Here is a 26780-nt window from a genome sequence, read left to right on the forward strand (position 1 = left end):
ATATGGTTAAACGCTTTTCTTCTCTTCTTTATCTTGCTTCAACTCAATGTACGCTTCAGTTTTTTTTTCCTCTACATTGGAGTCTTTCATAAATAGTTCACGCGCTTCTTTCATACCGCCATCTTCAGCAACTACCGGCTCTTCTTCTGCTTTCAGTTCATCTACTTTTGGAGAAACAGCTTGAATTTCAATCGTTTCTGGCTTCTCTGCTGGCTCAACCTTTTTCTTACTAAAAATTTCTTTCGTTTCTTTTAACGTCTCTACAACAGACGGCGTCAATTTTTTAATTTCTGCTACTTTTGCTTTCACTACATTTAAATCAGCAAGTTCGCGTCCTTTATCTGTAACAGTTTGCACTTTTTCTTTGATTTTTGCATTTTCACCAATTTCAATCATCTTTGTTTTTGCTTTTTCTGCAGTATTTTTTACTTTTTCACGGTTTTCTTTCTTCAACATAGATACAGCTACACCTGCAGCTACACCAATCGCAATGTTTCGAGCAATATTATTTTTCTTTGCCATATTCCTTCACCCTTTCATTTCTTATGTTAGAAAGTATTTCTTTCTAAGCTTCCTCATATTCCTTGTTCTTTTCGAATGAAAGCTAATAGCTTTGCACACCCTTCTGTTACAAGGTCATATACTTCTTGGAAATTCCCTGTATAGTAAGGGTCGGGAACGTCTGTCCAGCCACCGTCTGGAACAAAATCGGACAGCCTACCAATATAGCCTCCAGTTTTACCTAAACTTTTTAAATCTGCTATATTCTTGTTGTCCATGGCAATAATATAATCAAACTTTGTTAAGTCTTCTTTTTCTACTTGCCTTGCTTTAATTCCTTCAAAAGTGACTGCATTTTCTTTTAAAATTTTTTGTGTTCCTTTATGTGGCGGATGGCCAACATGCCAATCTCCAGTTCCTGCAGAATCAATGACAATTTTCTCTTCGAGTCCCTCTTTTACGACAAGATTTCGAAAAATCACTTCTGCCATCGGAGAACGGCAAATGTTCCCAAGACAAACAAACAATACTTGAACCATATTTTTGTTTCTTCCTTTCTTGGTGCATTTCTTTATATATACTTATAGTATAAACAACCAATTAGTGAATATAAAGGAAATCCCTACTAATTTAATAGGATTGAAAAGATTCATTAACGAAAATGATAAAAAATGTTAAGATAGCCTTATGTTATTTTAAAGGGGGACACTTCGGTGGATTTATCCGTAAAGTCAGAAGAAAACGTTGAATATATGGTTGAAGCTATTAAAGAAAAATTACGTATGGTTAATGCTGGAGCGATGAGAGCTGCTAGCTTTAATGAAGAAATGTACGAAGACTTACGTGACATTTATGAGCATGTTATGAAACGTGAAACATTCAGCATTAGTGAAATGCAAGCTATTACAGAAGAATTAGGTACATTAATTAAAAAGTAAAGGAGCCTCGTTTATGAGGCTCTTTTTTACTTCCAACAAATTCATGACAACTCTTCTCTTTCCCTCAATCAACTGTAAAATATTGTACAATAGAAGTAGAACCTCACCTTAGATTTTTTCTCCATACATACTACTCACAAATAATAGCAACACTACCATTGCTAACTGTTTTTACTGGAGGTGCTTACTTATGAGCAATTGGTACAGTAAGACGAAAGATCAAACATTAATCGACCTAGAAACAAACGAACAACACGGTTTAACAGAAGAAATTGTAAATGGACGTTTAAAGCAATACGGTTCTAATGAATTAGCTACAAAACAAAAACGCACTTTATGGCAGCGTATTTTCGCCCAAATTAATGACGTCCTCGTATATGTCCTTATTATTGCTGCCCTTATTTCAGCCTTTGTAGGTGAATGGGCTGATGCAAGTATTATTGCGCTCGTTGTAGTTTTAAATGCTGTTATCGGTGTCGTCCAAGAATCGAAAGCAGAACAAGCTTTAGAGGCATTGAAAAAGATGGCGACACCTAAAGCTATCGTCAAGCGAGATGGTGAACTAAAAGAAATTCCATCTGAGCACGTCGTTCCAGGTGATATCGTTATGCTCGACGCCGGACGATATATCCCATGCGATTTACGCCTGATCGAAACCGCAAATTTAAAAGTTGAAGAATCTGCTCTAACTGGTGAATCTGTCCCTGTTGATAAAGATGCAATCTACCACCCTTCCATGCAAAGTGATGAACAAGTACCACTCGGTGATCAAAAGAATATGGCCTTTATGTCTACTCTTGTTACATATGGACGAGGCGTTGGTGTTGCTGTTGAAACTGGAATGAACTCACAAATTGGTAAGATTGCTACCTTGTTACATGAAGCAGACGATGATATGACACCACTTCAAAAAAGCTTAGCACAAGTCGGAAAGTATTTAGGCTTTGTTGCTGTAGCTATTTGTATCGTGATGTTTCTCATCGGCTTTTTACAAGGACGAGATACACTAGAAATGTTTATGACTGCAATTAGTTTAGCCGTTGCAGCTATTCCAGAAGGTTTGCCAGCTATCGTTTCCATCGTTCTTGCAATTGGTGTGCAGCGTATGATTAAACAAAATGTTATCATTCGGAAACTACCAGCTGTTGAAGCTCTCGGTTCTGTCACAATTATTTGTTCAGATAAAACAGGTACGTTAACACAAAATAAAATGACCGTTACTCACTTTTATAGTGATAACACATACGATCAATTAGAAAATTTAAACGTAAATAATGATGTGCAACGTCTATTGTTAGAAAATATGGTGCTATGTAATGATGCATCTTACAATAATGACTCACAAACGGGAGACCCGACTGAAATTGCTCTTCTCGTTGCCGGGAGCACCTTTAATATGCAAAAAGATCATTTAGAAAAAATACATGAACGTGTAAATGAGCTACCTTTTGATTCAGATCGTAAAATGATGTCAACCGTGCATACATATGATGAAAGCTACTATAGCATGACGAAAGGTGCTATCGATAAACTCTTACCTCGATGTACCCACATATTTAAAAACGGTAAAATCGAGGTTCTAACAGATGCTGATAAAGATCAAATATTAGAAGCCGCTGGGTCAATGTCTCAAGAAGCTTTAAGAGTACTTTCATTCGCATTTAAACAATACAATTCAAACGATGTGGATATAGATCATCTCGAAGAAAATCTCATCTTTATTGGTCTTGTCGGTATGATTGATCCACCGCGAACTGAAGTAAAAGATTCAATTACAGAATGTAAAAAAGCCGGTATTCGCACAGTTATGATTACTGGTGACCATAAAGATACCGCCTTTGCAATTGCTAAAGAACTTGGCATCGCTGAAGAAATATCTGAAATTATGATTGGAACTGAATTAGACAACATTTCAGATACAGAACTAGCAAACAAAATTGATCGCTTACATGTATTCGCTAGAGTCTCTCCAGAACATAAAGTAAAGATCGTAAAAGCATTACGTGCAAAAGGCAATATCGTTTCTATGACTGGTGATGGCGTCAATGACGCTCCATCTTTAAAACAAGCAGATGTTGGCGTAGCGATGGGCATTACAGGAACAGATGTTGCAAAAGGGGCAGCGGATGTCGTATTAACAGATGATAATTTCTCATCTATCGTGAAAGCTGTTGAGGAAGGTAGAAACATTTATCGTAACATAAAAAAATCAATTCTCTTCCTACTCTCTTGTAACTTCGGAGAAATTATCACTTTATTTTTAGCCATTTTACTCGGCTGGGCAACACCACTACGACCTATTCACATTTTGTGGGTGAATTTAATTACAGATACGCTGCCTGCATTATCACTTGGGGTTGATCCTGAAGATCCTGATGTGATGAAAGAAAAACCACGACATGCGAAAGAAAGCTTATTTAGTGGTAGCATTCCTTTCCTTATTTTCAATGGGGTTGTCATTGGCCTTTTGACGCTAATAGCCTTTATCGCCGGAGCAAAGTTCTATACTGGAGATACACATCTATTCCCTCTTTTCCCAGAGCAAATTGATGAGGATGCTCTATTACACGCTCAAACGATGGCATTTGTCGTTCTTAGTTTTTCTCAGCTCGTTCATTCATTTAACTTGCGTTCAAGAACGAAATCGATCTTTTCAATTGGGATTTTTACAAATAAATATTTAGTCTTCTCCCTTCTTATCGGTGTTCTTATGCAAGTTTGTATCATCTCCATTCCGCCCCTTGCAAATATATTCGGTGTGCATGCATTAACGATGCGAGATTGGGGATTTGTTCTCTTATTAAGTATCATTCCGCTTGTTGTGAATGAAATCATTAAATTAGTGAAGAAAAACTAAAAGGCAATGAGGACTATTCCTCATTGCCTTTTCGTTTACCCCACTGATTAAAGTTTCACTTTATCCTTGTAATTCTTTTTTAATGTTCTCTGTTAATGTAGCCATACGTTTGCGGCTTTCTTCACGCTCACGTTTATTTTGTTCTTCAATTTGTTGTGTTTCTTGCATACCTCTTGAAATAATGTTCCAAGTTTCCTCAAGTGTTTCCATCTTAATACTAGAAGAACCTGATAACCTCGCTACTTCCACACTTTGCGTCGCGATATTTTGTGCATTTTTCTTAAGTAATTCATTTGTACGGCGATCCAGTTCAGCCATAGAATCTGCAACAAGCTTTTGACGCTTCGCATTTACCGCTTGAATGATACCATTTTTAAAGATAGGGATCGTTGTAATAAATGCTGTATTTATTTTACCAATTAATTTATTATTACCACGTTGAATCATACGAATTTGTGGTGCTGTAAGTAACGCAACCATACGTGCTTTTTCTAAATCATCAATACGCTGTTCTAAAATTTCAACAGAGTTTTTAAGCGACTCTAATTCAATACCTGCTAATTGATCATTATTACGTACACGCTCTTCATACATCGGAACTAACTCTGTATTTAAACGCTCTAATAACATTTCTCCTGCTACTACGTATTTTTCTAAGTCTAAATAATATTTTAAGTTTTGCTCATATAAACCATCTAACGTACCAATTGATTTTTTCATTTCATCTTGATACTTTGTAATTTCCACATACACTTTATCAATTTCACGGCCCATCGTTTGATATTTGCTAAAGATTTGTTCAATCATTTTATCCGCTTTTTTGAACATACGTGAGAAGAAACCGCTTTTCTCTTCCGCAAAGTCTTTGCTATCGAATCGGTCCATAATTTTACCAAGCTGTTTTAATAATTCACCAGAATCTTCTATCTTTGATAATGACATTGTATGTAAAATTTGATCAGCAAAACGTGAAATTTCCATAGAAGGTTCTTTTCCAAGTTCAATTAATTCTAATTGATCTTTAATATCTACCGCATTATAAATACGTTGTACATCCGCATCTTGTCTAAGTTGCAAGCGAACATCTTGTGCTGTTTGCTCATTTAATTCTGTTTTCGAATCTAGTACGACTGGGTTATTCATATGGTATTCTCCCTTTCCTTATAAAAATGGACGAAATAGTCCTTTTATTGTTTGTGATAAATTTTTATAGGCTGATGAACCATGAAACTCAAGATCGAAATTAACTTCTTCAAGCCAATGTGAATCAAATGCCCCCGCTTCAATATATGGTTCAATATCGTTTCTTCCCGTTGGATTGAAATGGAATACATCTACTCCAATTTGATTTAAAAATAGTAATAAAACAGCATCAGAACGAGTTAACTCTCCACTCTTCTCATTATTAAATATAACAATTTTCGGTACATCTTGTGAATAATCAAATTTCTCAAGCTGTTCTAAAATATTCGGTGGTATTTGAGAAAGTTGCGCGAAAACATATAGCGCTACATCTTGTTTCGTCTCTTTTGCAATTGGTTTACACATTTCGCTTTCACACGTATGGATAATCGCTTCTGCAATACCATGTTGTAATCCTTCTGGCAATCGTTTGTGTGGCCACCAATGACTGTTCATAATTAAATCTGGATGCAATTTTCCCCCACGGTCTAATGCATCTCGATAATGGTATTGGAAATTTGCTTTTTGTTCTTTCGTAAACGGAAATGTATTAATTAATAAACTGTTATCAAATGATGTAACAGCCTTTAATCGTTGAAAATACTCTTTATCATTCTTTGAAACACCTGATATTTTCGCAAATAAAGAAGGGATATAAATGTGTTTATTTTCAACAAAGAATGTCGGGCGTACAAACGCCTTTTCTTTCGTAATTAAAAAGAGTTCATCATATGTTGTTTTTAATGTACGAGCTACAGGCGTATAGGAACGGAATTGCCATGGCTTGTACAGCAGTGAATTATCGTGGTGAAGTACTTGCTCAATTTCTTTTGAAGCTTGATACGCTACTGTTGCCACACGCTCACGGCGGCGATCTGGAAATGGTTCAAGAGCAATACGGCCTGGATGAGACATAATAAATGTCCTTCCCTCTTCATCGACATTCTCAAATCCATCTTTTCCTTCTGGGTGATAATAAAGTACATCGCAGCCGAGCATAATAAGAAAGTATAAGAAATATATACGGCTTTCCTGTGCATCACCGTACCAAACAATACGCGGCATTTGTTTCTTATAGTTAATCGTAGAGAACCACTTCGCTACGTAATTTTCGCTTAATTTAATCATGTCGATTAAGAAACGACGAAAGCCTTCTGTCTTTAAAGATTGATTATGTTGTTTCTCATATAATTTCAATACAGAAATAAATGTCGTATGTATATAATGTTGTAAATCAGGATTATCTACTTTCGGCAAAAGTTGTTTCCCAGATAAGTGTGCCACTAGCCTATTTACTGTTAGACCATTTGGTGCTTCTTGATGTAATCCGAACACTTCTTGAATATGACGAAGTTTTTCCGAATCGATTACTTTATTTAAATTTTGTTCATGTAAAACTTCAATTCCTTTCGCTTCACTATAATCAAATAGTTCATTGAAATATTCATCTACATCATTAGGAACGCCAAGGATTCGACATGCTATATAACTAAATTTCATCTCATTCTCTGTCAGCTCATATTGTGGACGTTTTTCTAAAAGCGTTTCAAATTGCTTTAAATCTGATTCATCTTTTAATGCATATGGTTGAAGTGTAAAACGTGAAAACACAACAGTTCACCTCCAAAAACATTTACTTTTTCTAAGTCTTTCTTCTATTATAAACTATTTCTGTCTATAAAAAATGGGCGCTCGTAAAACGAGCAAACCCATTTCAATTATTTATTGTCTTCTTTAGTAGCTGCAACTTCTTCTTTAGCTTGTCCAGAATTCTTCATGTAGTGAAGTATAAATGTTGCTCCAAATGCTACAACTAAAATAATGAAGAACACTGTATGGCTTATTTCAATATGAATGACAGACAATAACATTTTTGCTGCGATAATTAAGATTAAAATATATGCTGTCGTTTCAAGTTCTGGAATACGCTCTAACAATTTTAAGAATACACCAGCGATACCGCGCATCATTAAAATACCGAGCATTCCACCTAATAATAGAATCCAAACTTCATTTGATACACCAAATGCAGCAAGTACGCTATCTACAGAGAATGCGATATCCATTAATTCAACCATCGCAACTGTTCCCCAGAAGACACCAAACATTCTGAAGAGAACACTGTTTTGGTTCATACCATGAGCTTCCTCTTCTTCTGCATTACCTTTTCGTTTATCAATAAAGTATTTAACTGAAAGCCATGCTAAGTAAAGTGCACCTAACACTTTTACCCATGCTAATTTAATTAAGAACATTCCAATTCCAATTGCGATAAATCGAAATACATAAGCTCCAATAAGTCCATAGAATAATGCTTTTTTACGTTTTTCTTCCGGAAGGTGTTTTACCATTACCGCTAATACAAGTGCGTTATCAGCAGATAACAATCCTTCAAGTACAACAAGTGTACCTATTAATCCCCAAGATACTGGATCCTGCAACACTTTAATCCACATGTCCAAGTCGAAAAATTGAGCATACGTATCAAGGATTCCTTGCAAAATACTCATCTTACCTTTATCCCCTATTCTTTGCTAGATTTATAGAAAGGTCAAAAAAAGGAAACGAATATCGTTTCCTTCCTATGCATCCAAGCCATACGCTCTTACAAGCGCACCTAAGCCACCTTGGAATCCGCTTCCTACTGCATTAAACTTCCACTGTCCATTATGACGGTATAATTCACAAAAGACAACTGCTGTTTCGATGGAGAAATCTTCCCCTAAATCAAAACGAAGAACTTCTTCATTCGTTTCTTCATTCGCTAAACGAACGAACGCATTTCCTACTTGTCCAAAGTTTTGACTACGGCCTTCTGCATCATAAATTGTAACTGTAATAGCAATTTTGTGCACATCTGCTGGAACTTTCTTTAAGTCCACAACAAGTTGTTCATCGTCACCTTCACCTTCACCTGTGCGGTTATCTCCTGTATGTAGAACAGATCCACAAGGAGACTGTAAATTATTATAGAAGATAAAATCAGTTTCCTTTGTACATTTTCCGTTCGCATCTAATAGGAATGCTGATGCATCTAAATCGAAATCTGATCCACCGTCGTAAGATTTAATATCCCAGCCAAGACCAATTACCGCTTTTGTTAAACCAGGACTCGTCTTACCTAAATCAATCTTTTGTCCTTTTTGTAACTGAATAGCCATTTATATTCACCTCTATATTTTAATCTTAAAGAATATATCCATCCGTAAATACATATTTACGGATGGATATATAACTCTATTACTCTACGTCTAAACCAAAGTTATTACATAGAGACGCTAATCCACCTTGGAATCCACTTCCGATTGCATTGAACTTCCAGTCACCTGCATGGCGGTATAGTTCACCTACTACAACAGCTGTTTCAATAGAGAAATCTTCTCCTAAATCGTAACGAATTAACTCTGCATTCTTTTCTTCATCTAAAATACGTACGAAAGAGTTAGAAACTTGACCAAAGTTTTGGCTACGACCTTCTCCATCGTAAATTGTAATTGTGAAACAAATACGTTCGATATGTGCAGGTACATTTTTCAAATCTACTTTGATAGATTCATCATCGCCTTCACCTTCGCCAGTTCGGTTATCTCCTAAATGTTCTACAGCACCATTCGCACCTTTTGGGTTATTATAGAAAACAAAATCTTCTGCTCCTGAAACTTTACCGTTAGCACCTACTAAAAAGATACTAACATCTAAATCAAAATCAGCTTGTCCATCATAACGATTTGTATCCCAACCAAGTCCTACAAGAACTTTTGAAAGACCTGGATTCGTTTTTGTTAAGTCTACCTTTTGTCCTTTTTTCAATGAAATTGATGCCATATACAATTCCTCCTCGGTTTATATTATTGATAACGTGATACAATCTCACTTAAGTTTTTATCTTGTGTTCCTTCTCCAACAGCTGAAAACTTCCATTCACTTCCGTGGCGATACATTTCACCTGCAATTAGAGTCGTTTTGCCAGCATAATTATCCGATAAATTATAGCGTGCGAATTCTTCGCCAGTTTGCGGGTTTTGAATACGAATATATGCATTACGAATCATCCCGAAATCTTGACGACGATTTACACAGTCATAAATATTTACAACGAATACTAAACGATTAATACGGCTCGGAACTTTATGTAATTCTACGAAAATTGTTTCGTCATCACCAGCGCCTTCGCCTGTTAAATTATCTCCTGAATGAATAATACTACCACAAGTAGAAAGCTTGTTTCCGAAGTAAACTAAATCGTTTTTGTTTAAAAAACGATCTTCTTCTAACATAACAACTGATGCATCACAATCTACATTTGGTTTACTTCCAAATAATGAAGACAGAAACCCACCTGATTGCCCAATTGGATCCCAGCCTAAGCCAACCTGTAGTTTTGCTACTTTGGGTTGTCCTTTCGTTAAATCGATCTTTTGACCTTTTTCTAAAATAATAGGCATGCAGTTTCTTCCTTTCTACAAAGCATTTTCCAATACGGAAAATATTGTATTCTCCTCTTATATTGTAGCATTATTTACCTAGTGATAAAAAGGATAAATTCTCAGTTATATGAAAACATTCATATAATTTACTTATGATGATGTAAGAAGTGGTAAATAGCACCAATCATTCCTGCACAATTACCGTTTTGTGCAAGTTCAATCTCACAATTATTATAAATCTCTTTTTGTAAATATTTTTCTACCTCTTCTTTTACTTCTTTTAAGAACTGATTTCCTCTATCAGTAATTCCGCCACCAATAACAATCATTTCTGGATTGAAAATATAAGCAAGGTTACTAATTCCAATCGCTAAATGTTTAAAGAATACCTCAACTGCTTGCGTAACTTCCCTATCTCCTTTATCATACAGTTCGAAAATCGTTTTCCCATTCCAATCACCTTCTCCTTTATATTTTCGGACAAGATGAATTAACCCTGAAATGGAAGCGACCTCTTCAAACGGCTTTCCTTCTATTAACATATTTCCCCATTCACCAGCACTAAACGAATGCCCTCTATATAACTCTCCATCTATAAAAATTGCTCCTCCAATACCAGTTCCAAGGGTGAACATAATAAAATTTCCTTTCTCTCTTCCACTACCATTCCACTTTTCTCCAAACGCTGCACAATTCACATCATTATCAATGGATACAGGAACTTTTAATACCTCTTGCAATCTATTCATAATAGGAATCATACTATAGCCCGGAATATGATCCACACCTCCCGTCACCACCCCTTTATTAACGTCAACAATTCCCGCCGTACTAATACCAATTCCCCAAACCTTATGTTCCCCCATTAATTTTTTTGATAAAAGAATGAGTTTTTGAATGATTTGTTCTCCGCCCAAATGAATTTCTGTTAGAACTGTTTTATGCTTTAGTACTGTTCCTGTTTCTGAAACAATTCCATATTTAATGTGTGTACCACCAATATCAAATGCAATATACTCTTTCATCTGCTGTCACTTCCTCTACTGTAATGTGTGTGAAATTCCCACTACTCTACTATTATAAAGAATTTACACTAACTCTTTTCTCTCTTTAGAAATACACCACCTTTTTCTATATATAGATTTTTTTGTATAAAACTCTTTTTCCTATGAAATATTACAAAGGGATGTATTTTAGATGGAATATTAATTTTTCAGGAGGAAATCAATGACGAAAATTTTTATTTTAGCATCAACTCTTTCTTTATCTTTTTTTAGTGGTTTAAATATTGGTAATGCAGCAACAGAAAACTTCTCTCCAGTAACAAATGCGATTGTACAAAATAACGATCATTTCGCAGAAGGTAACTCAAAAGATAATAATAAACCACCAGGAAACGGTGGTTCTCAGGACGATAGTGGTTCTGGTGGCAATGGTTCTGGCGGCAACGGCCCTGATGGCAATGGTTCTGATGGCAATGGTTCTGGTGGCAATGGTTCTGATGGCAACGGCTCTGGTGGCAATGGCTCTAGCGGTAGCGGTTCTGATGGCAGTGGTTCTGGTGGCAATGGTTCTGGCGGCAACGGCCCTGATGGCAATGGTTCTGGTGGCAATGGTTCTGATGGCAACGGCTCTGGTGGCAATGGCTCTAGCGGTAGCGGTTCTGATGGCAGTGGTTCTGATGGCAGTGGTTCTGGTGGCAACGGCTCTGGTGGCAATGGCTCTAGCGGTAGCGGTTCTGATGGCAGTGGTTCTGGTGGCAATGGTTCCGGCGGTAGCGGTTCTGATGGCAGTGGTTCTGGTGGCAACGGCTCTGGTGGCAATGGTTCCGGCGGTAACGGTTCTGGTGGCAATGGCTCTAGCGGTAACGGTTCTGATGGCAATGGTTCTGGTGGCAATGGTTCCGGCGGTAACGGTTCTGGTGGCAATGGCTCTAGCGGTAGCGGTTCTGATGGCAGTGGTTCTGGTGGCAACGGCTCTGGCGGCAGTGGCTCTGGCGACAACAGCTCTGGCGGCAATGGCTCTGGCGGCAATGGCTCTGGCGACAACGGCTCTGGCGGCAACGGTTCTGGCGGCAATGGCTCTGGTGGCAATGGCTCTAGCGGCAATCGTGGTAAAGGCGATAGCAGTTCTCAAGGGGGAAATGACTCTCATGGAGGTAACCGTGGTAAAGGCGATAGCAGTTCTCAAGGAGGAAATGGCCCTCAAGGTGGCAATAGTTCCAAAGGTGGTAACGTAAAAGATAACGCGAAAAAACAAGGCGATAAGTTACCGAATACTGCAACACATTATCCTGCATCTATTTTAATGGGACTTTCAACATTCCTAATTGGTATGTTACTATTCATTCGCCGTAAAAACGCAAAATAAAAACATATCCTTCCATCTTAAAAATACATGAAACAAATTGTAAAACTAAAAAGGACTTTGGATTGCATTTTATTATGCAGCCTAAAGTCCTTTTCATCCTTCCTATCCAAAAGAGCATTAATACGCTTTTCCCCAATACACCATTTGTTTCGCTTCTTTACCACAACAAATACATTCGTCAGCTAAATGCTCTTGCTCAAAAGGCATACAGCGAGAAGATACTCCGACTTCTTCTTTTAATTTCTCTTCACAAGCTAGTTCCCCGCACCACATCGCCTTAATAAATCCTTGCTTTTCATCAGCTAATTTTTTCATCTCTTCAAACTTCGTCACACTATACGTATTTTCATCACGAAATACTTTTGCTTTATTAAATAAAGAGTTATGAATTTCCTCAAGTAGTGCTGGAATGCGTTCTTCTAATTGATCCATTGATATAAACTCTTTTTCTTTCGTATCTCTTCTTACGAGTACAACTTGATTCTTTTCAATATCTTTAGGACCAACTTCTAATCGAATTGGAATACCTTTCATTTCATACTCATTAAATTTCCAACCTGGTGTTTTATTACTAGCATCTATTTTTACTCGTGCAACCTTTTGAATATGTCCTTGTAACTCTAGCGCTTTCGCCAAAACTCCTTCTTTATGCTGAGCAATCGGTACAATAACAACTTGCACTGGTGCAACTTTAGGAGGCATTACAAGCCCATTATTATCACTATGAACCATAATCAGTCCACCTATCATTCTCGTTGATACGCCCCAAGATGTTTGGTGTACATATTGCCACTTACCGGTACGATCTAAAAATTTAATATCAAATGCTTCAGAGAAATTCGTTCCAAAGTTATGGGATGTTCCTGTTTGAAGTGCTTTCCCATCATGCATTAAGCTTTCAATCGTATAAGTTGCCTTTGCTCCCGCAAATTTTTCTTTTTCTGTTTTTTGTCCTTTAATTACCGGTATCGCTAAATAGTCTTCACAGAAAGAAGCATATAGATTTAAAATATTTAATGTTTCAGCTTGAGATTCTTCTGCTGTTTCATGAATTGTATGACCCTCTTGCCATAAGAATTCCGTTGTGCGAAGAAATGGCCTCGTTGTCTTTTCCCAACGAACTACTGAACACCACTGATTATATAACTTTGGCAAATCATTATAGGATTGCACAATTTTTGAAAAGTGCTCACAGAATAAAGTTTCAGATGTAGGGCGTATACAAAGTCTTTCTGCTAACTTTTCATTCCCGCCATGTGTCACCCATGCTACTTCAGGAGCAAATCCTTCTACATGATCCTTCTCTTTTTGTAATAAGCTCTCTGGGATAAACATTGGCATATACACATTTTCATGACCGGTTGCTTTTAACTTCTCATCCATAACTTTCTGCATATTTTCCCATAAGGCATAGCCGTACGGGCGTAGAATCATACATCCTTTTACACTTGAATAATCAACAAGTTCTGCTTTTTTTACAATATCTGTGTACCACTGTGCAAAGTCCTCTTCCATCTTCGTAATCGCTTGTACTTGTTCTTTTGCCATAGTCAGTCTTCCTCCTTCTAGAAAATACAAAAAAGCCCGCGTCCCTAAATAGGGACCGAGCTTTGCCGGCGTTACCACCCTGATTCATGCACAAAATTGTGCATGCTCTCTTTTTGATAACGGGAAATTCCCGCTGCATATGCAGAACGCAAAGGTAGGTTCCATGTTGTCTTTTTAAGAATCTTTCAGCCTGACGGATTCTCTCTCTGCTAAAAAGGTTGAACATATACTAGTCCTTTTTCATCGTTATAACAAAATAAATTTGTTGAATATCATAATATAAATTTCACTTCAAAACAAGAGTGAATTTTCTTATTTTTATATATTCTTTTCATTTTTTACAGTTTTATACGTAGCTTTTTCGTGATATTTTTAAAAGTTGATGTGCAATCATACCAATAAGTGTACCAAGTAGGACGAAGAAACCAATAAACCCATACCCCATTCCTTCCCATCCACCAATAACCATCATTGTAACAGGAAAGGATGCTAAACAAAGAAGTATTAGACTAAGTGCAAATATAATATCGAACTGCTTGTCTGGAAACCGTTTCTTTAGTAAATACGAAATAGCAAATACAAGGATAATCGTGATTCCGCCAATGATGTAAAATATACCAAATCCATCTAACCAGTCCATACCATTCCCTCCTTCCATAGATTCCCTTATACTTATTATATGTTCAACTTTTCTGAAAATAAATAATAAATTTTATTTAAAAACATATTTTTATTACTAGGTATTAATAGTAGTATATAGTAATAGGTTTTATATAATTAGGAGGATTACTTTATGGATAAAGCATTAACGAATCGTGTCATCATTTTATCATTCGACTGTTTATCAGCTTTAGATTTTCCTATACTACAAAAATTACCTCACTTCCAATCTCTAATCAAAAAGGGTACGGTTGTCGAAAAAGTAGAACCAATTTATCCTTCTGTAACATACCCAAGTCACTCAACAATCGTAACTGGTAATTACCCTAATAAACATGGTGTTGTTAGCAATACGTTACTTCAACCTGGACGTGAATCACCCGATTGGCATTGGTACCGAAAATCAATACAAGGAACAACGTTATATGATGAAGCACATAAAGCAAATTTAACGACAGCTGCCCTTCTATGGCCTGTTACCGGCAGAGCAAATATTGATTACAATTTACCAGAAATCTTTCCAAATAGACCGTGGCAAAATCAAGTTTTAGTTTCATTATTTAGCGGTAGCCCGCTATATCAATTAGATTTAAATCGTCGTTTCGGCCATATACGAAATGGAGTGTCACAACCTGAACTCGATGATTTCGTACTTGCTTCTGCTGTGCATACAATCCAGACGAAAAAGCCTAATGTCATGTTTGTACATTTCACCGATTTAGACACCCAAAGACACTATCACGGCTTTGAATCAAAAGAAACAATAGCCGCAATTCATAGACATGATGAGCGACTAGGGAAAATTATTCAAGCTTTAAAAGACAGTGGACTATACGAAGAGAGCACTATTATCGCTCTTGGTGATCATAGCGCTTTAAGTGAAAACAAAGCCATTCAATTAAATGTACTATTTCATCAAAAAGGGCTTATCTCTATAAATTCAAAAGGAAAATTAGTAGACTGGAATGCTTATTGCCAAAGTTGCGATGGGTCCGCCTATGTATATGTGAAAGACAAAAACGATACCGATACAATTCGAGAAGTACAACTACTCCTTGAAGAACTGCTTCAAAATAAACAAAACGGTATTGAATTTATACTTCATGATGAGGATGCGAAGGAATGCGGTGCAGATGGCAATTGTTTATTTATGTTGGAAGCACGAGAAGGGTATTATTTCACTGAAAACTATACAGGAGATTTTATAAAAGAAATTACTGAAAAAGATGTTACGCCTAGTAAAAAATATACATTTGGTACGCATGGATACTCTCCAACAAAACCTAACTATGAAACAATTTTTATAGCTGCTGGGAAAGGAATAAAAAGCGGCATTACCATACCGTATATGAGACTTATTGATGAAGGCCCAACTATCGCTAGACTACTCGGTTTACACTTAGGTGAAACAGACGGATCAATTGTAGAGGATTTACTCCAATTGTAAAGAACTGTGTATATATGTAAAAGTTATGTAAAATTCATCATTGTTTCTCTTTTTATAATTTTTATTTTTGTACACTGTTAGTAGAACAAATTTGAGGGGGAACATTATATGAAAAAAATGTCCAGACAAGAAAAAAGCTGGATATTATACGATTGGGCGAACTCCGTATATTCGCTCGTCATTACAACCGCATTATTCCCAATTTACTTTAAAGCAGCTGCAAAAGAAGCTGGGTTATCTGGTGCAACTTCAACAGCATATTGGGGATATGCAAACTCGTTCGCAACACTTTTAATTTCTATACTTGCTCCTATTCTCGGCACAGTTGCTGATTATAAAGGATTTAAAAAACGATTTTTCACATTCTTCTTTGGACTCGGTATCGTATTTACAAGTATGCTAGCAGTCGTTCCAACATCTCAGTGGTACTTATTACTAGGATGCTATATGCTCGCATTAGTCGGTTTTGCTGGAGCAAACATTTTTTATGATGCATTTTTAGTAGATGTCACTTCTGAAGATAGAATGGATCGAATTTCTACAAGAGGTTTCGCTTTAGGCTATATTGGGAGTACTATTCCATTTATCGGTTGTATCGCTCTTATCATTCTTGCTCAAAAAGGAACTATCCCTTTATCAGTCGGCATTGCTAGTCAAATTTCATTTGCGATCACAGCTCTTTGGTGGGGATTATTTACAATTCCAATGCTAAAAAACGTAGAACAAACGCACTATATTGAACGTCACCCAAGACCAATTACAATGAGCTTCAAACGCCTTGCTGATACTTTTAAAAATATTAAAGAATATAAAACGGTCTTTATGTTCTTAATTGCTTACTTTTTCTATATTGATGGGGTCGATACAATTATTACTATGTCCACCGCTTACGGAACAGACCTCGGTATTAGTGCAACAAATCTATTAATCATATTATTCGTCACACAAATTGTAGCTTGTCCATTCGCTTTATTGTACGGAAAACTATCGGAGACATTTACCGGTAAAAAAATGCTATATGTCGGTATTATTATTTACATCATTATCTGCATATATGCTTATTTCTTAAAAACGACACTCGATTTCTGGATTTTAGCAATGTTAGTTGCTACTTCTCAGGGCGGGATTCAAGCACTTAGTCGTTCCTATTTTGCAAAACTAGTACCTAAAGAATCTGCAAATGAATTTTTTGGATTTTATAATATATTTGGCAAATTTGCCGCGATTATGGGTCCAGTATTAGTCGGTGTTACAACGCAATTAACAGGAAAAACAAATGCTGGTGTTCTTAGTATTATTGTGTTGTTTATTATCGGTGGATTTTTATTAACTAAGGTCCCTGAAAATAATACATCTGTTACACCACCTAATCCGAAAACTAAAACGCTATAAGAAAAAGATCCTCTTCATGCAAGAAGAGGATCTTTTTTATCTATAACGTCTTACAATTAAAAACTCAACAGCCGGCTTTACAACTATCGCAGCACATAACGCAAACAATAACGGTATGTTATGAAAATCAATCCATCTATTAAACCCTACCGATGCGAAAAACAAGCCAAAAATTAATACAACGAGTACATAATATGTAACATTGGCACTTGTTTTTAATACATGTTTTTCTAAATCATCTTTCTCCTCAGTATCCCCTTCGACGCTATGTGATGCCAAACTTTTAAATAGATAATGTAACGCGATGCTACAAATAAATAGTGCATACCAGTTTACTTGAAGTTCAGTTAACCAATAGTAAAGTGCATACACTAACGTACCTATAGCAACTAATATAGTAACGAAAAGGCTTATCTTTTCTTTCCCCAACAACTACTCCCCCTACTGCTTGTACAAAAATAGTTTATCAACAGTTGTTCCTAATACTTCCGCTAAACGAAAAGCTAACGCTAAGCTTGGATCATATTTATTATTCTCAATTGCATTTATCGTTTGTCTAGAAACCTTACATTTATCAGCTAATGCGCCTTGTGAAATATTATTTTCAGTGCGTAATTCATAGATTTGATTTTTCACACCATTTCTCCTAACCTGTAAAATCGTTTTTACATCATCAGTATATAATTGGCTCATATAGTTGTCAAAAGTTCGCCAAAGAAAAAGTGAGCACTTCTGCTCCCTTACAATAGTTATTTCGACGCTAACGAATTTGTTAGTTCCTCTTTATTAGTGACATCTTCTTTCTTTATTTGCATGCGTAGAACTGGCCCTATTGCTAATAAAATAAGTGCCATTGCTATACAAAACACAATAACTAGTGATGTCATTTCCTTTAATCCTCCAGCTAAAGCAGTACCAATTAGCATAGCTCCCATAAACAGCGGTAAAATCGTCCCATTTACTCTTCCAACCATATTTTCTGATACAAGTTGAATCATAAGCGTACCGACAACGATATTAACACAGGCTAAACAAATACCTGTTCCAAATCTCATGAAACTAGTAATCCAAAATGATGTAGATAGCCCTTCTACTAAAAATGACATCGCTAATATGCCCATACCGAATACGAACATTTTTTTCGGGTTCACTTTTGAAGCGAAAATCGCAGCAACAATACCACCAATTAACATACCTATTCCATCAGCTGCAGCTAAATATTGAACTGCTTCCTTTTCCATTCCAAGGCGTTCTATTACAAGAAACACTTCTAATGGCGTTGTTAATCCAACAGCTAAGCCTATAATGGTGAAAGTAATTGTAATCATACGTAAATTTTTCGTATGAAGAACGTATTTCCACCCTTCTTTTATATCATTTTTTAATGAATCTCTCGCCACTTGCTCTTGTTCAACCCATTTCGGTAAAAATGAAAGAGCGATAGCAGATAACAAAAATAAAATGATTAAGCTATATAGTGACGTAAATAAACCAAGTTGTGTATACACAAGTGATCCTACCACTGGTCCAAAAATCATAAATAATGACTGTAATGTTTGGTTAAATGCAATCGCATTCGCTACCTGTTCTTCCTTTACGTAGCGCTTAAATATACGCGAAGATGATGGCTGAGAGAACTGGCCTACAATCGCTGAAATGAGTGTTGCAAAAAATATAGCCTGCCAATAATCCAGTTTTAACAACAGGACAATTCCTATAATAGACATTACACTTAATACATCTCCAGCGACCATTGTTCTTTTCGGATTCCAGCGATCAGCTAGCGCACCACCGATAAACGAGAAAATAAAAATAGGTGCATATTCCATAACCGATAACAATGAAACGGAAACTGGATCATTATTCGTTCGCTCCATTATGAAATATAGAAGGGCCATATTTCTGATCCAAATTGCAAATTGTTGTAAAATATCAGACGCCATAACGAGCATAAATGCTCGGTTTTTAAATAAAGCGTTCATTTTCATTCCCCTTTCATAAACCGACCGTTCGGTCTAATTTATTTTATAGAAAAGCAACTGACTTATTATTCAGCTGCCATTCCTTTTAACAATACATCTATTGCCTTTTTATAAATACGTTTCAACTCTTTATAATCTAACTCGTAGTAAAGTACTCCAAGCCCTGATAATAATCCATTCACAATATACATAAGATCGCGCGTATTATCTTCACGAAACTCTCCAGACTGTATGCCTGCTTCAATTAGTTTCTCAAACATAACATATGATTCTCTAGTTAAAGCTAATAGTTCATCCAAAATCTCTTTACTTACAACTTGGCTCATAGAGAATTCCTCTATTGCATTTGAAATTGGTTGCTGTATGTCCTCTACATGATATTCCGCGAGACCATATAATTTTTCAGTATTCGTACTATACGACTTCTCTTTTTCATTCCATTTTTCAAGCCAATCATACGTATGCTGTTTTACCACAAATAAAAATAATTCTTCTTTACTTTTAAAGTGATAATAAATACTTCCTTTACTTCGTTCTGTAATTTCACAAATCTCTTCCATAGATGTAGCTGCATAGCCCTTCTGTGAAAACAGACTTTCTGCTTTATATGCAATTTCTTTCTTTATCTCTTCTGCACTTCTTCTCATATTCACACCTCTTTAAACCGACCGTTCAGTCTAATGATAACAAATTAAAAACCTCTATTACAAGAGGCTATATTCCTTATTTAAGAAAACGTACTTTCAAACCACGTTCGAATCATGTGTATGATTCCAATTTTAAATCCTAATTTACCAAGAAATACGCCTCCCGCAGCTAATAAAAATAACATTACTTTCCCCTTGTTTTTCACTTTCGGCTCCCTTTTCATTTCCATTCCCCTTAGTATGTTAAAAGTATTTAATCAAACGTTTGTTTAACTGTTTTTATGCATATGTAAGCCAACTAATTAAACGTTTGTTTAAAAAGAAATACGCCTATATAAGGCGCATTTTCATCAATCACCGCCACCTCCGCCACCATCGCAGCTGCCTCCGCTATCTCCACCAGAAGACCCTCCACAATCATGTGAACCTCCATGCGAGCTATCATTATCAGATCCCGCAAAGAAAAATAATGGTGATGAGTTGTTAGATGAGTTATGAATGTTATTTTGTTTTGTAAGATTTACCTTCTTTTTGTTTGATCGAACTGCTGTTAAGATTGTTACAACTACAACAAATAATAGTATGAAAATAATAAATTCCATATAAAAGCCTCCCTTATTCCTCGAATAATTGAATGGTTCTCTCTAGATTTTCAAGCGAAATGAAGCGCGATTCACGAAGAATCTCTTTTCCATTATGAAATAATAAAATTGTCGGTCCAGTAAATACTGCATATCGCCCTGCAACCTCTTGCATGTCTTGCAGTAATATCTCTATTTTCTCTACGTAATCATAATTCTCTAATACGTAATTTACTTTCCTTAACATGACATCACAAACACCACAATTTTCCGTTTTAATAAACAGAAGTACTAATTGTTGTTCTTCAATATATGTTACTAATTCTTCTATTGTTTCAAAGTTTTTCATCTTATCCCTCTTAACGTAGTTTATGAAATACTTTATCTTGATACATACGAAATGCTGAACTATCTTTAATCTTTCTTTTTTCCATTACTTGCTGAAAACGTAGCGTTTTTGCCGTTAACTCTTCTTTTAATTTTTTTCTCTCTTCTTCATCATAACAGCAAGCAATTAAATCCTCTATTTTTAATATATCTTTTTGCAGTTCCATTTCTGGTGGAATCATGCCCGCGTTTTTTAAAATTTTATAACTCATTCTAAGTTCTGGAGGTACCATTGAAAGGTCTTCTAATTGTAGTGGTTTTCCTTTTCCCGGAATATGATCAAGGTCTCCATTCCGTATTGCTTGTCGAATTTTTTCTTCGGCAATATTCAAAAACACATCCACATTACTCCCTCCCTTACATATTTTTACTATTATTTTACATGAAATTTCATTATCTTGCTACGCTATTACAAATTGACCTCATACAATTTTTTCTCAAATTTAACTCCAAGAAGCCCTTTCCTCTCTAATCGATATTTTATTTTCATGTGTAATCTGTATTAGAGCCATTTCATATTGAGAAAGTCTTTTCGAATTCAATAAAGCGTTTACACCAAATCTTACATTTGCTACGATTTAATCAGCTTCAGCTCCTTGTATAGACTTCGTGATGTCTGATCATTTTTATCTAGATTCATTTTGATTTATTGGCGCATGCCTTTAAATATATCTTTTATTTTGAAAGGAGAAATGGCTATGAAATCAAAAAAATTTACACTGCTATTACTATCCCTACTACTCTTCTTACCTCTTTTTCTCACAAACTTTATTACTCCCAATGTCGCATTAGCAGATTCACAAAAGCAAGGTCAAAAAATTGTTGGGTATTTTCCTTCATGGGGCATTTACGGACGTAATTATCAAGTTGCAGATATTGATGCATCAAAGCTAACTCATTTAAACTATGCTTTCGCTGATATTTGCTGGAATGGAAAACATGGAAACCCTTCTACTCACCCCGATAATCCAAATAAACAAACGTGGAACTGTAAAGAATCTGGTGTACCACTGCAAAATAAAGAAGTCCCTAATGGTACTCTCGTACTCGGTGAACCATGGGCCGATGTCACAAAATCTTATCCTGGCTCAGGTACAACTTGGGAAGATTGTGATAAATACGCACGCTGCGGAAATTTCGGCGAACTGAAACGATTAAAAGCTAAGTATCCTCACTTAAAAACAATTATTTCCGTTGGTGGCTGGACTTGGTCTAACCGCTTTTCTGACATGGCCGCTGATGAAAAAACAAGAAAAGTATTCGCTGAATCTACAGTCGATTTCCTACGCGAATATGGATTTGACGGCGTTGATTTAGATTGGGAATATCCGGGCGTAGAAACGATTCCTGGTGGTAGTTATCGTCCTGAAGATAAGCAAAACTTCACCCTACTCCTTCAAGAAGTTCGAAATGCATTAACGAAAGCTGGTGCAGAAGATGGTAAACAATATTTACTAACAATTGCATCAGGTGCAAGCCAACGTTACGCTGATCATACAGAGCTAAAGAAAATCTCTCAAATACTGGATTGGATTAATATTATGACATATGATTTCCACGGTGGATGGGAAGCTACTTCTAACCATAATGCAGCTCTATACAAAGATCCAAATGACCCAGCAGCGGATACAAATTTTTACGTAGATGGTGCGATAAACATTTATACAAATGAAGGGGTTCCAGCAGATAAACTCGTATTAGGTGTACCATTTTACGGACGCGGGTGGAAAAGTTGTGGAAAAGAAAATAACGGACAATACCAACCTTGTAAACCAGGTAGTGATGGAAAGCTCGCTTCTAAAGGTACTTGGGATGACTATTCTACCGGCGATACAGGTGTGTACGATTATGGTGATTTAGCAGCTAATTATGTTAATAAAAATGGCTTTGTTCGCGGATGGAACGATGTGGCGAAAGTACCTTATTTATATAATGCAACTACAGGTACATTTATTAGCTATGATGACAACGAATCTATGAAATATAAAACAGACTATATAAAGACAAAAGGTTTAAGTGGTGCAATGTTTTGGGAGCTTAGTGGTGACTGTCGCACCAGTCCAAAATATAGTTGTAGTGGACCAAAATTACTTGATACGTTAGTAAAAGAATTACTAGGTGGACCTATTACTCAAAAAGATATTGAGCCACCAACAAACGTAAAAAATATTGCTGTAACAAATAAAAATTCAAACTCAGTTCAATTAAACTGGACGGCATCTACTGATAACGTAGGAGTTACGGAATATGAAATTACTGCTGGAGAAGAGAAGTGGAGTACAACAACAAATAGCATTACAATTAAAAACTTAAAATCTAATACAGAATACACATTTTCAGTAATTGCCAAAGATGCTGCCGGAAATAAGTCACAGCCTACCGCTATTACAGTTAAAACAGATGATGCTAACACAACACCTCCTGGTGGAAATAGCAATGCTACCTTTTCAGTCACTTCAAATTGGGGAAGTGGTTACAACTTCTCGATTGTAATTAAAAATAGTGGAACGACCTCTATTAAAAACTGGAAATTAGAATTTGATTATAACGGCAATTTAACACAAGTTTGGGATTCTAAAATTAGTAGTAAAATAAATAATCATTACGTAATTACGAATGCAGGATGGAATGGTGAAATTCCTCCTGGTGGATCGATTACAATCGGAGGAGCAGGAACAGGCACTCCTGCTGAACTTGTAAATCCATCCATTAGCGAAAACTAAACGTAACTTCCAATAATTATTTCACTAAAGTTTGAATTTAGGTTTGATTCCTCTCTCCTAAATTCAAACTTTTAATTTTATGAAAAATCACAAATTAACATTATAATAACCTATTATAACTATATTTAGTTTACAATATGAAGTTCGTGTGAAGTTCACCTGAATTTTACATGAATTTCCTTTAAGCTCTATTGTCTTCCTATACTAATCACATTATCCTTTACATATAGGAATTATTTTCATTCCATTTCAAACTATCTATATATACATAAAGAAGGATAGTCGCCTATTAGGGAAAGGCATCTAGTATTATTATAAATATAAACATAACAAAAGAAAAAGCACGCTTATAAGCGCACCATAAGAGTGCTTCTTCATACAATTCTCATGTAAGAGTTCTCGAAAATCATGTTAATCACAAAGAAAAGGCATTAGCTTATACAAGCTAATGCCTTTTCTTTATTCATATTGTTCAGCGTTCCATTCTTCTATATTCCACACTTTTGTTATCCATGCTTCATAGAAAGAAGGCTCATGTGATACAAGTAAAACGGTTCCTTTATATCGTTGTAGCGCTTCCTGCAACGCCTTCTTTGTTTCTATATCCAAATGATTAGTTGGTTCATCTAAAATTAAAACATTACTTTTCGTTACGATCAGTTCACATAAACGTACTTTCGTTTGTTCTCCGCCGCTTAATAAACGAATAGGCTTTAATACATGTTCTTCTCGCAATCCACACTTTGCTAATGCTTGGCGCACTTCTTTCTTTGTCATATCTGGTCGCTCTGCCCAAACTTTCTCTAAGGGTGTTGTTTCTGAAGCAAACTCTTCCTGGGCAAAGTACGCAGGATTTACTCGTTCTCCAACAGAAATTGAACCGCTTAGCGGCTTAATTTGACCTAATAATGTTTTTAACATCGTCGTTTTTCCAATTCCATTATGACCAATAATCGCTATCTTTTCTCCTTTTTTCACTTGTAAATTCAACTCTGGACATAAAGGATCACTATAACCTATCCTTAGTTTCTCAGCTTGCAATATACGACTCACCGGCTCCTCATAAACACTGAAATCAAAACGGGATCGAGTTACAGAATGAATCTTTTCAATCCTTTGCATTTTCTCTAATACTTTCTCTCGACTTTTAGCCTGTTTCGCTTTTCGAATTTTATTTTTTTGAATAAATATTTCTAACTGAGAGATTTCTTTTTGTTGTTTCGCATACGCCGATTGTAATTGTTTCTTTTGCACTTGGTAACTTTGCACAAACTTTTCATAGTTTCCTACGTATCGCTTCACTTTTCCTCCTTCTAGATGAAAAATAACATTTGTAATACTGTTCAAAAATAATTCATCATGCGAAATGATTACATAAGCTTTTTCATATAGTCTCAAATATGATTGCAACCATTCTATATGAGCTGTATCTAAATAATTTGTTGGCTCATCTAGTAATAAAACATCAGCTTTTTCTAAAAGAAGCTTCCCAAGTAATAACTTTGTTCGCTGTCCCCCACTTAACTTCGATACATCCTTTTTCAAACCTATTTCAAATAAACCTAAACCGATTGCTACTTCTTCAACTTCTGTATGAATGTGATAGAAATTAGAGCTTTCCAATATAGTTTGTAATTCTCCATACTTTACTAACAGTTTTTCTACTTCTCCTGCTCCATTCATTTCTTCAGCAATTTTTAACATTTCGTATTCAATCGCATACAAATCAGCAAATGCACTTTGCAAGTATCCCTCAATTGTCATCCCTTCTTGTAAATCCATATGCTGCTGCAAGAAACCTACCTTCACATGTGGAAACCATTCAATGTTCCCATCATCATGTATAAGTTCTCCTGTTAAAATCCTTAGCAATGTTGATTTTCCAATTCCATTTTGCCCTACTACCCCAACATGCTCACCCTTCAATATTCGAAAACATGCATTATATAAAATGGTTTTCTCACCATACGAATGACTTAAATTTTCTACCGTTAATATACTCATTATTTTCTCTCCTTTACTTATGATTCATAAGCTAAATAGAGAGAGCAACAGTATAAAGCCTTATTTAATTGTGCATATAAAAAATGGGTAAGGTGAATACACCTTACCCATTACATATTATCGTAAGAAAGGATTAAGGTTCTTTACCTGCTGTCTTCAATTTAGCTTAATCGATAAAAATGGGCAGACTTCTCCCATATCAAGCTAAAACCATTTGAAGAACAGTTGATAAAGTCATTTTATCCTTTCACTCCTTTAACATTTGTTATATTAAGAGTATAAACTACTCTGTTATATTCTATTCTCTACTTTTCTTTTTGTTCCTTCCCCATGTTATCGTTTTCTACATAAATTTCTTTATACATCTTTTCTAATGCATATGGACTTGTAAAGATGAGCGTTAACGATTTCCACATATAAATTCTTCTCTGTAATTCTATTCCGTATCCTTTACTCACCATACTTTTCACTTCTGAAATATGGTCTTCAGCTTGAAATTGTTGTACAGACTTCAATTCACCCGTTTTAAAATCTGTTAAAAGACCTATCACAACTCGTCCGTGTTCCTGTGATCTTTCTTCTAAATCAAACTGAATTGAATGAACAAAACCTAAAACGTGAAAAATTTGAGCATGTAAACCAACAACAGCACGTTGTTCCATTAAATTGTAGCACTCTCGTTTTAGCACCTCTACCATTTCCAAAGAATTTCTATCAACTTTCATTTTGCCGACAAACATAATTTTTACAATATGAGCGACTGCCCCCATACTTTTTAATACACTCTCTAGAATTTCTACCGCGTCTTCTACATAACCATTTGAAACTATGGAATGAATAAATTCATCTAATACCGCTTGAAACTTTTTAATTAAATGTAAATCACGTAACTCCGGAACATCTTTTCTCAATTGATCTCGACCTTGAACCCACTTTAAAATTTCTGTCATTTCTTCTTCTTTTAATTCATGATGTTCCATACCATACTTCATTAATAAAATATGATTTTTTAATACAGCTTTTCTTTCTTCAAGATTATCTGCCGTTAATTCATCCACTATTTTCTCTATAGTTTTCATCTTTCTCCCCCTATATAAAAAAGCCTCTTAACAGTAATTATACAAAAAACTGTTA

27 protein-coding genes and 1 other annotated feature are annotated in these 26780 nt (G+C 35.8%); of the genes, 6 read left to right on the forward strand and 21 right to left on the reverse strand.

Annotation, left to right across the window (positions count from 1 at the left end):
* Positions 1 to 6: 6 nt before the first annotated feature.
* Together QCI47_RS25810 and QCI47_RS25815 are read right to left on the reverse strand one after the other, a co-directional pair.
* A complete protein-coding gene (locus QCI47_RS25810) occupies positions 7 to 522 on the reverse strand; it encodes a DUF4075 domain-containing protein (protein WP_001085393.1) in 516 nt (171 codons plus the stop codon).
* Positions 523 to 575: 53 nt separating this feature from the next.
* Complete coding sequence (locus QCI47_RS25815; RefSeq protein ID WP_353811984.1) at positions 576 to 1040, reverse strand: low molecular weight protein-tyrosine-phosphatase; 465 nt, start codon at positions 1038 to 1040, stop codon at positions 576 to 578.
* A gap of 174 nt (positions 1041 to 1214) precedes the next feature.
* On the opposite strand from QCI47_RS25815, the gene QCI47_RS25820 reads away from it, so the two are divergent.
* A complete protein-coding gene (locus tag QCI47_RS25820; protein ID WP_000366197.1) occupies positions 1215 to 1439 on the forward strand; it encodes a DUF1128 domain-containing protein in 225 nt (74 codons plus the stop codon).
* 190 nt (positions 1440 to 1629) lie between these two features.
* Positions 1630 to 4296, forward strand: coding sequence for a cation-translocating P-type ATPase (locus QCI47_RS25825; RefSeq protein WP_086707081.1), 2667 nt, complete (start codon positions 1630 to 1632; stop codon positions 4294 to 4296).
* A gap of 60 nt (positions 4297 to 4356) precedes the next feature.
* On the opposite strand, the gene QCI47_RS25830 is transcribed toward QCI47_RS25825, so the two are convergent.
* The 7 genes from QCI47_RS25830 to QCI47_RS25860 form a co-directional block, all read right to left on the reverse strand.
* Positions 4357 to 5439 (reverse strand): toxic anion resistance protein, encoded by a 1083-nt coding sequence (locus QCI47_RS25830; protein ID WP_001064413.1) that lies wholly within the window; start codon positions 5437 to 5439, stop codon positions 4357 to 4359.
* Between the two features lie 18 nt (positions 5440 to 5457).
* Positions 5458 to 7089, reverse strand: coding sequence for a YceG family protein (locus QCI47_RS25835; RefSeq protein WP_000492873.1), 1632 nt, complete (start codon positions 7087 to 7089; stop codon positions 5458 to 5460).
* Positions 7090 to 7196: 107 nt separating this feature from the next.
* Positions 7197 to 7988, reverse strand: a complete 792-nt coding sequence (locus tag QCI47_RS25840) for a TerC family protein (protein ID WP_000025699.1) — start codon at positions 7986 to 7988, stop codon at positions 7197 to 7199.
* Positions 7989 to 8060: 72 nt separating this feature from the next.
* On the reverse strand, positions 8061 to 8639 hold the full coding sequence (locus tag QCI47_RS25845) for a TerD family protein (RefSeq protein ID WP_001007533.1): 579 nt from the start codon (positions 8637 to 8639) through the stop codon (positions 8061 to 8063).
* A gap of 79 nt (positions 8640 to 8718) precedes the next feature.
* The gene (locus QCI47_RS25850; RefSeq protein ID WP_000146722.1) at positions 8719 to 9303 is read right to left on the reverse strand and encodes a TerD family protein; all 585 of its coding nucleotides are present in this window, start codon (positions 9301 to 9303) and stop codon (positions 8719 to 8721) included.
* A gap of 23 nt (positions 9304 to 9326) precedes the next feature.
* Entirely contained in the window at positions 9327 to 9923 is a 597-nt protein-coding gene (locus QCI47_RS25855) for a TerD family protein (RefSeq protein WP_001121580.1), read from the reverse strand.
* Positions 9924 to 10051: 128 nt separating this feature from the next.
* The gene (locus tag QCI47_RS25860) at positions 10052 to 10930 is read right to left on the reverse strand and encodes an ROK family protein (RefSeq protein ID WP_000666104.1); all 879 of its coding nucleotides are present in this window, start codon (positions 10928 to 10930) and stop codon (positions 10052 to 10054) included.
* 202 nt (positions 10931 to 11132) lie between these two features.
* Between QCI47_RS25860 and QCI47_RS25865 the strand changes: the two genes are divergently transcribed.
* Positions 11133 to 12275 carry an LPXTG cell wall anchor domain-containing protein gene (locus QCI47_RS25865; RefSeq protein WP_353811985.1) on the forward strand — a complete coding sequence of 381 codons (1143 nt, stop codon included), beginning with the start codon at positions 11133 to 11135 and terminating at the stop codon, positions 12273 to 12275.
* Positions 12276 to 12392: 117 nt separating this feature from the next.
* On the opposite strand, the gene proS is transcribed toward QCI47_RS25865, so the two are convergent.
* Both proS and QCI47_RS25875 read right to left on the reverse strand, forming a co-directional pair.
* Complete coding sequence (gene proS / locus QCI47_RS25870) at positions 12393 to 13823, reverse strand: proline--tRNA ligase (RefSeq protein ID WP_001040964.1); 1431 nt, start codon at positions 13821 to 13823, stop codon at positions 12393 to 12395.
* A 47-nt stretch (positions 13824 to 13870) separates the two neighbouring features.
* Positions 13871 to 14076 (reverse strand) — a binding site (T-box leader).
* Positions 14077 to 14169: 93 nt separating this feature from the next.
* Positions 14170 to 14463: a YesK-like family protein gene (locus tag QCI47_RS25875; protein WP_000383851.1), complete on the reverse strand. Its 294-nt coding sequence runs from the start codon at positions 14461 to 14463 to the stop codon at positions 14170 to 14172.
* Between the two features lie 153 nt (positions 14464 to 14616).
* On the opposite strand from QCI47_RS25875, the gene QCI47_RS25880 reads away from it, so the two are divergent.
* Both QCI47_RS25880 and QCI47_RS25885 read left to right on the forward strand, forming a co-directional pair.
* Positions 14617 to 15930 carry an alkaline phosphatase family protein gene (locus QCI47_RS25880; protein ID WP_000356448.1) on the forward strand — a complete coding sequence of 438 codons (1314 nt, stop codon included), beginning with the start codon at positions 14617 to 14619 and terminating at the stop codon, positions 15928 to 15930.
* A 108-nt stretch (positions 15931 to 16038) separates the two neighbouring features.
* A complete protein-coding gene (locus QCI47_RS25885; RefSeq protein ID WP_000738822.1) occupies positions 16039 to 17322 on the forward strand; it encodes an MFS transporter in 1284 nt (427 codons plus the stop codon).
* 36 nt (positions 17323 to 17358) lie between these two features.
* Here the strand turns inward: QCI47_RS25885 and QCI47_RS25890 are convergent, their stop codons facing one another.
* The 8 genes from QCI47_RS25890 to QCI47_RS25925 form a co-directional block, all read right to left on the reverse strand.
* Positions 17359 to 17751, reverse strand: a complete 393-nt coding sequence (locus tag QCI47_RS25890) for a hypothetical protein (protein ID WP_000514010.1) — start codon at positions 17749 to 17751, stop codon at positions 17359 to 17361.
* 12 nt (positions 17752 to 17763) lie between these two features.
* Complete coding sequence (locus QCI47_RS25895; protein WP_001996603.1) at positions 17764 to 18015, reverse strand: helix-turn-helix transcriptional regulator; 252 nt, start codon at positions 18013 to 18015, stop codon at positions 17764 to 17766.
* A gap of 56 nt (positions 18016 to 18071) precedes the next feature.
* On the reverse strand, positions 18072 to 19304 hold the full coding sequence (locus tag QCI47_RS25900; RefSeq protein WP_046199038.1) for an MFS transporter: 1233 nt from the start codon (positions 19302 to 19304) through the stop codon (positions 18072 to 18074).
* Positions 19305 to 19369: 65 nt separating this feature from the next.
* Entirely contained in the window at positions 19370 to 19951 is a 582-nt protein-coding gene (locus QCI47_RS25905) for a TetR/AcrR family transcriptional regulator (protein WP_001254445.1), read from the reverse strand.
* Between the two features lie 80 nt (positions 19952 to 20031).
* Positions 20032 to 20175: a hypothetical protein gene (locus tag QCI47_RS25910; RefSeq protein WP_046199037.1), complete on the reverse strand. Its 144-nt coding sequence runs from the start codon at positions 20173 to 20175 to the stop codon at positions 20032 to 20034.
* Between the two features lie 126 nt (positions 20176 to 20301).
* On the reverse strand, positions 20302 to 20553 hold the full coding sequence (locus tag QCI47_RS25915; RefSeq protein WP_000394355.1) for a hypothetical protein: 252 nt from the start codon (positions 20551 to 20553) through the stop codon (positions 20302 to 20304).
* Positions 20554 to 20566: 13 nt separating this feature from the next.
* Positions 20567 to 20881 carry a thioredoxin family protein gene (locus QCI47_RS25920; RefSeq protein WP_000787596.1) on the reverse strand — a complete coding sequence of 105 codons (315 nt, stop codon included), beginning with the start codon at positions 20879 to 20881 and terminating at the stop codon, positions 20567 to 20569.
* A gap of 10 nt (positions 20882 to 20891) precedes the next feature.
* On the reverse strand, positions 20892 to 21263 hold the full coding sequence (locus tag QCI47_RS25925) for a DnaJ family domain-containing protein (RefSeq protein WP_000382354.1): 372 nt from the start codon (positions 21261 to 21263) through the stop codon (positions 20892 to 20894).
* A gap of 354 nt (positions 21264 to 21617) precedes the next feature.
* Here QCI47_RS25925 and QCI47_RS25930 point away from each other — a divergent pair, with 354 nt between their 5' ends.
* On the forward strand, positions 21618 to 23642 hold the full coding sequence (locus tag QCI47_RS25930; RefSeq protein ID WP_069297353.1) for a glycosyl hydrolase family 18 protein: 2025 nt from the start codon (positions 21618 to 21620) through the stop codon (positions 23640 to 23642).
* Positions 23643 to 24101: 459 nt separating this feature from the next.
* Here QCI47_RS25930 and QCI47_RS25935 read toward each other — a convergent pair whose 3' ends face one another.
* Together QCI47_RS25935 and QCI47_RS25940 are read right to left on the reverse strand one after the other, a co-directional pair.
* Complete coding sequence (locus tag QCI47_RS25935; RefSeq protein WP_000025937.1) at positions 24102 to 25646, reverse strand: ABC-F family ATP-binding cassette domain-containing protein; 1545 nt, start codon at positions 25644 to 25646, stop codon at positions 24102 to 24104.
* A 305-nt stretch (positions 25647 to 25951) separates the two neighbouring features.
* On the reverse strand, positions 25952 to 26725 hold the full coding sequence (locus QCI47_RS25940; RefSeq protein ID WP_000848344.1) for a hypothetical protein: 774 nt from the start codon (positions 26723 to 26725) through the stop codon (positions 25952 to 25954).
* Positions 26726 to 26780 lie beyond the last annotated feature (55 nt).

Origin of the sequence: Bacillus cereus group sp. RP29 (assembly GCF_040459765.1) — a bacterium.
GTDB lineage: Bacteria > Bacillota > Bacilli > Bacillales > Bacillaceae_G > Bacillus_A > Bacillus_A paranthracis.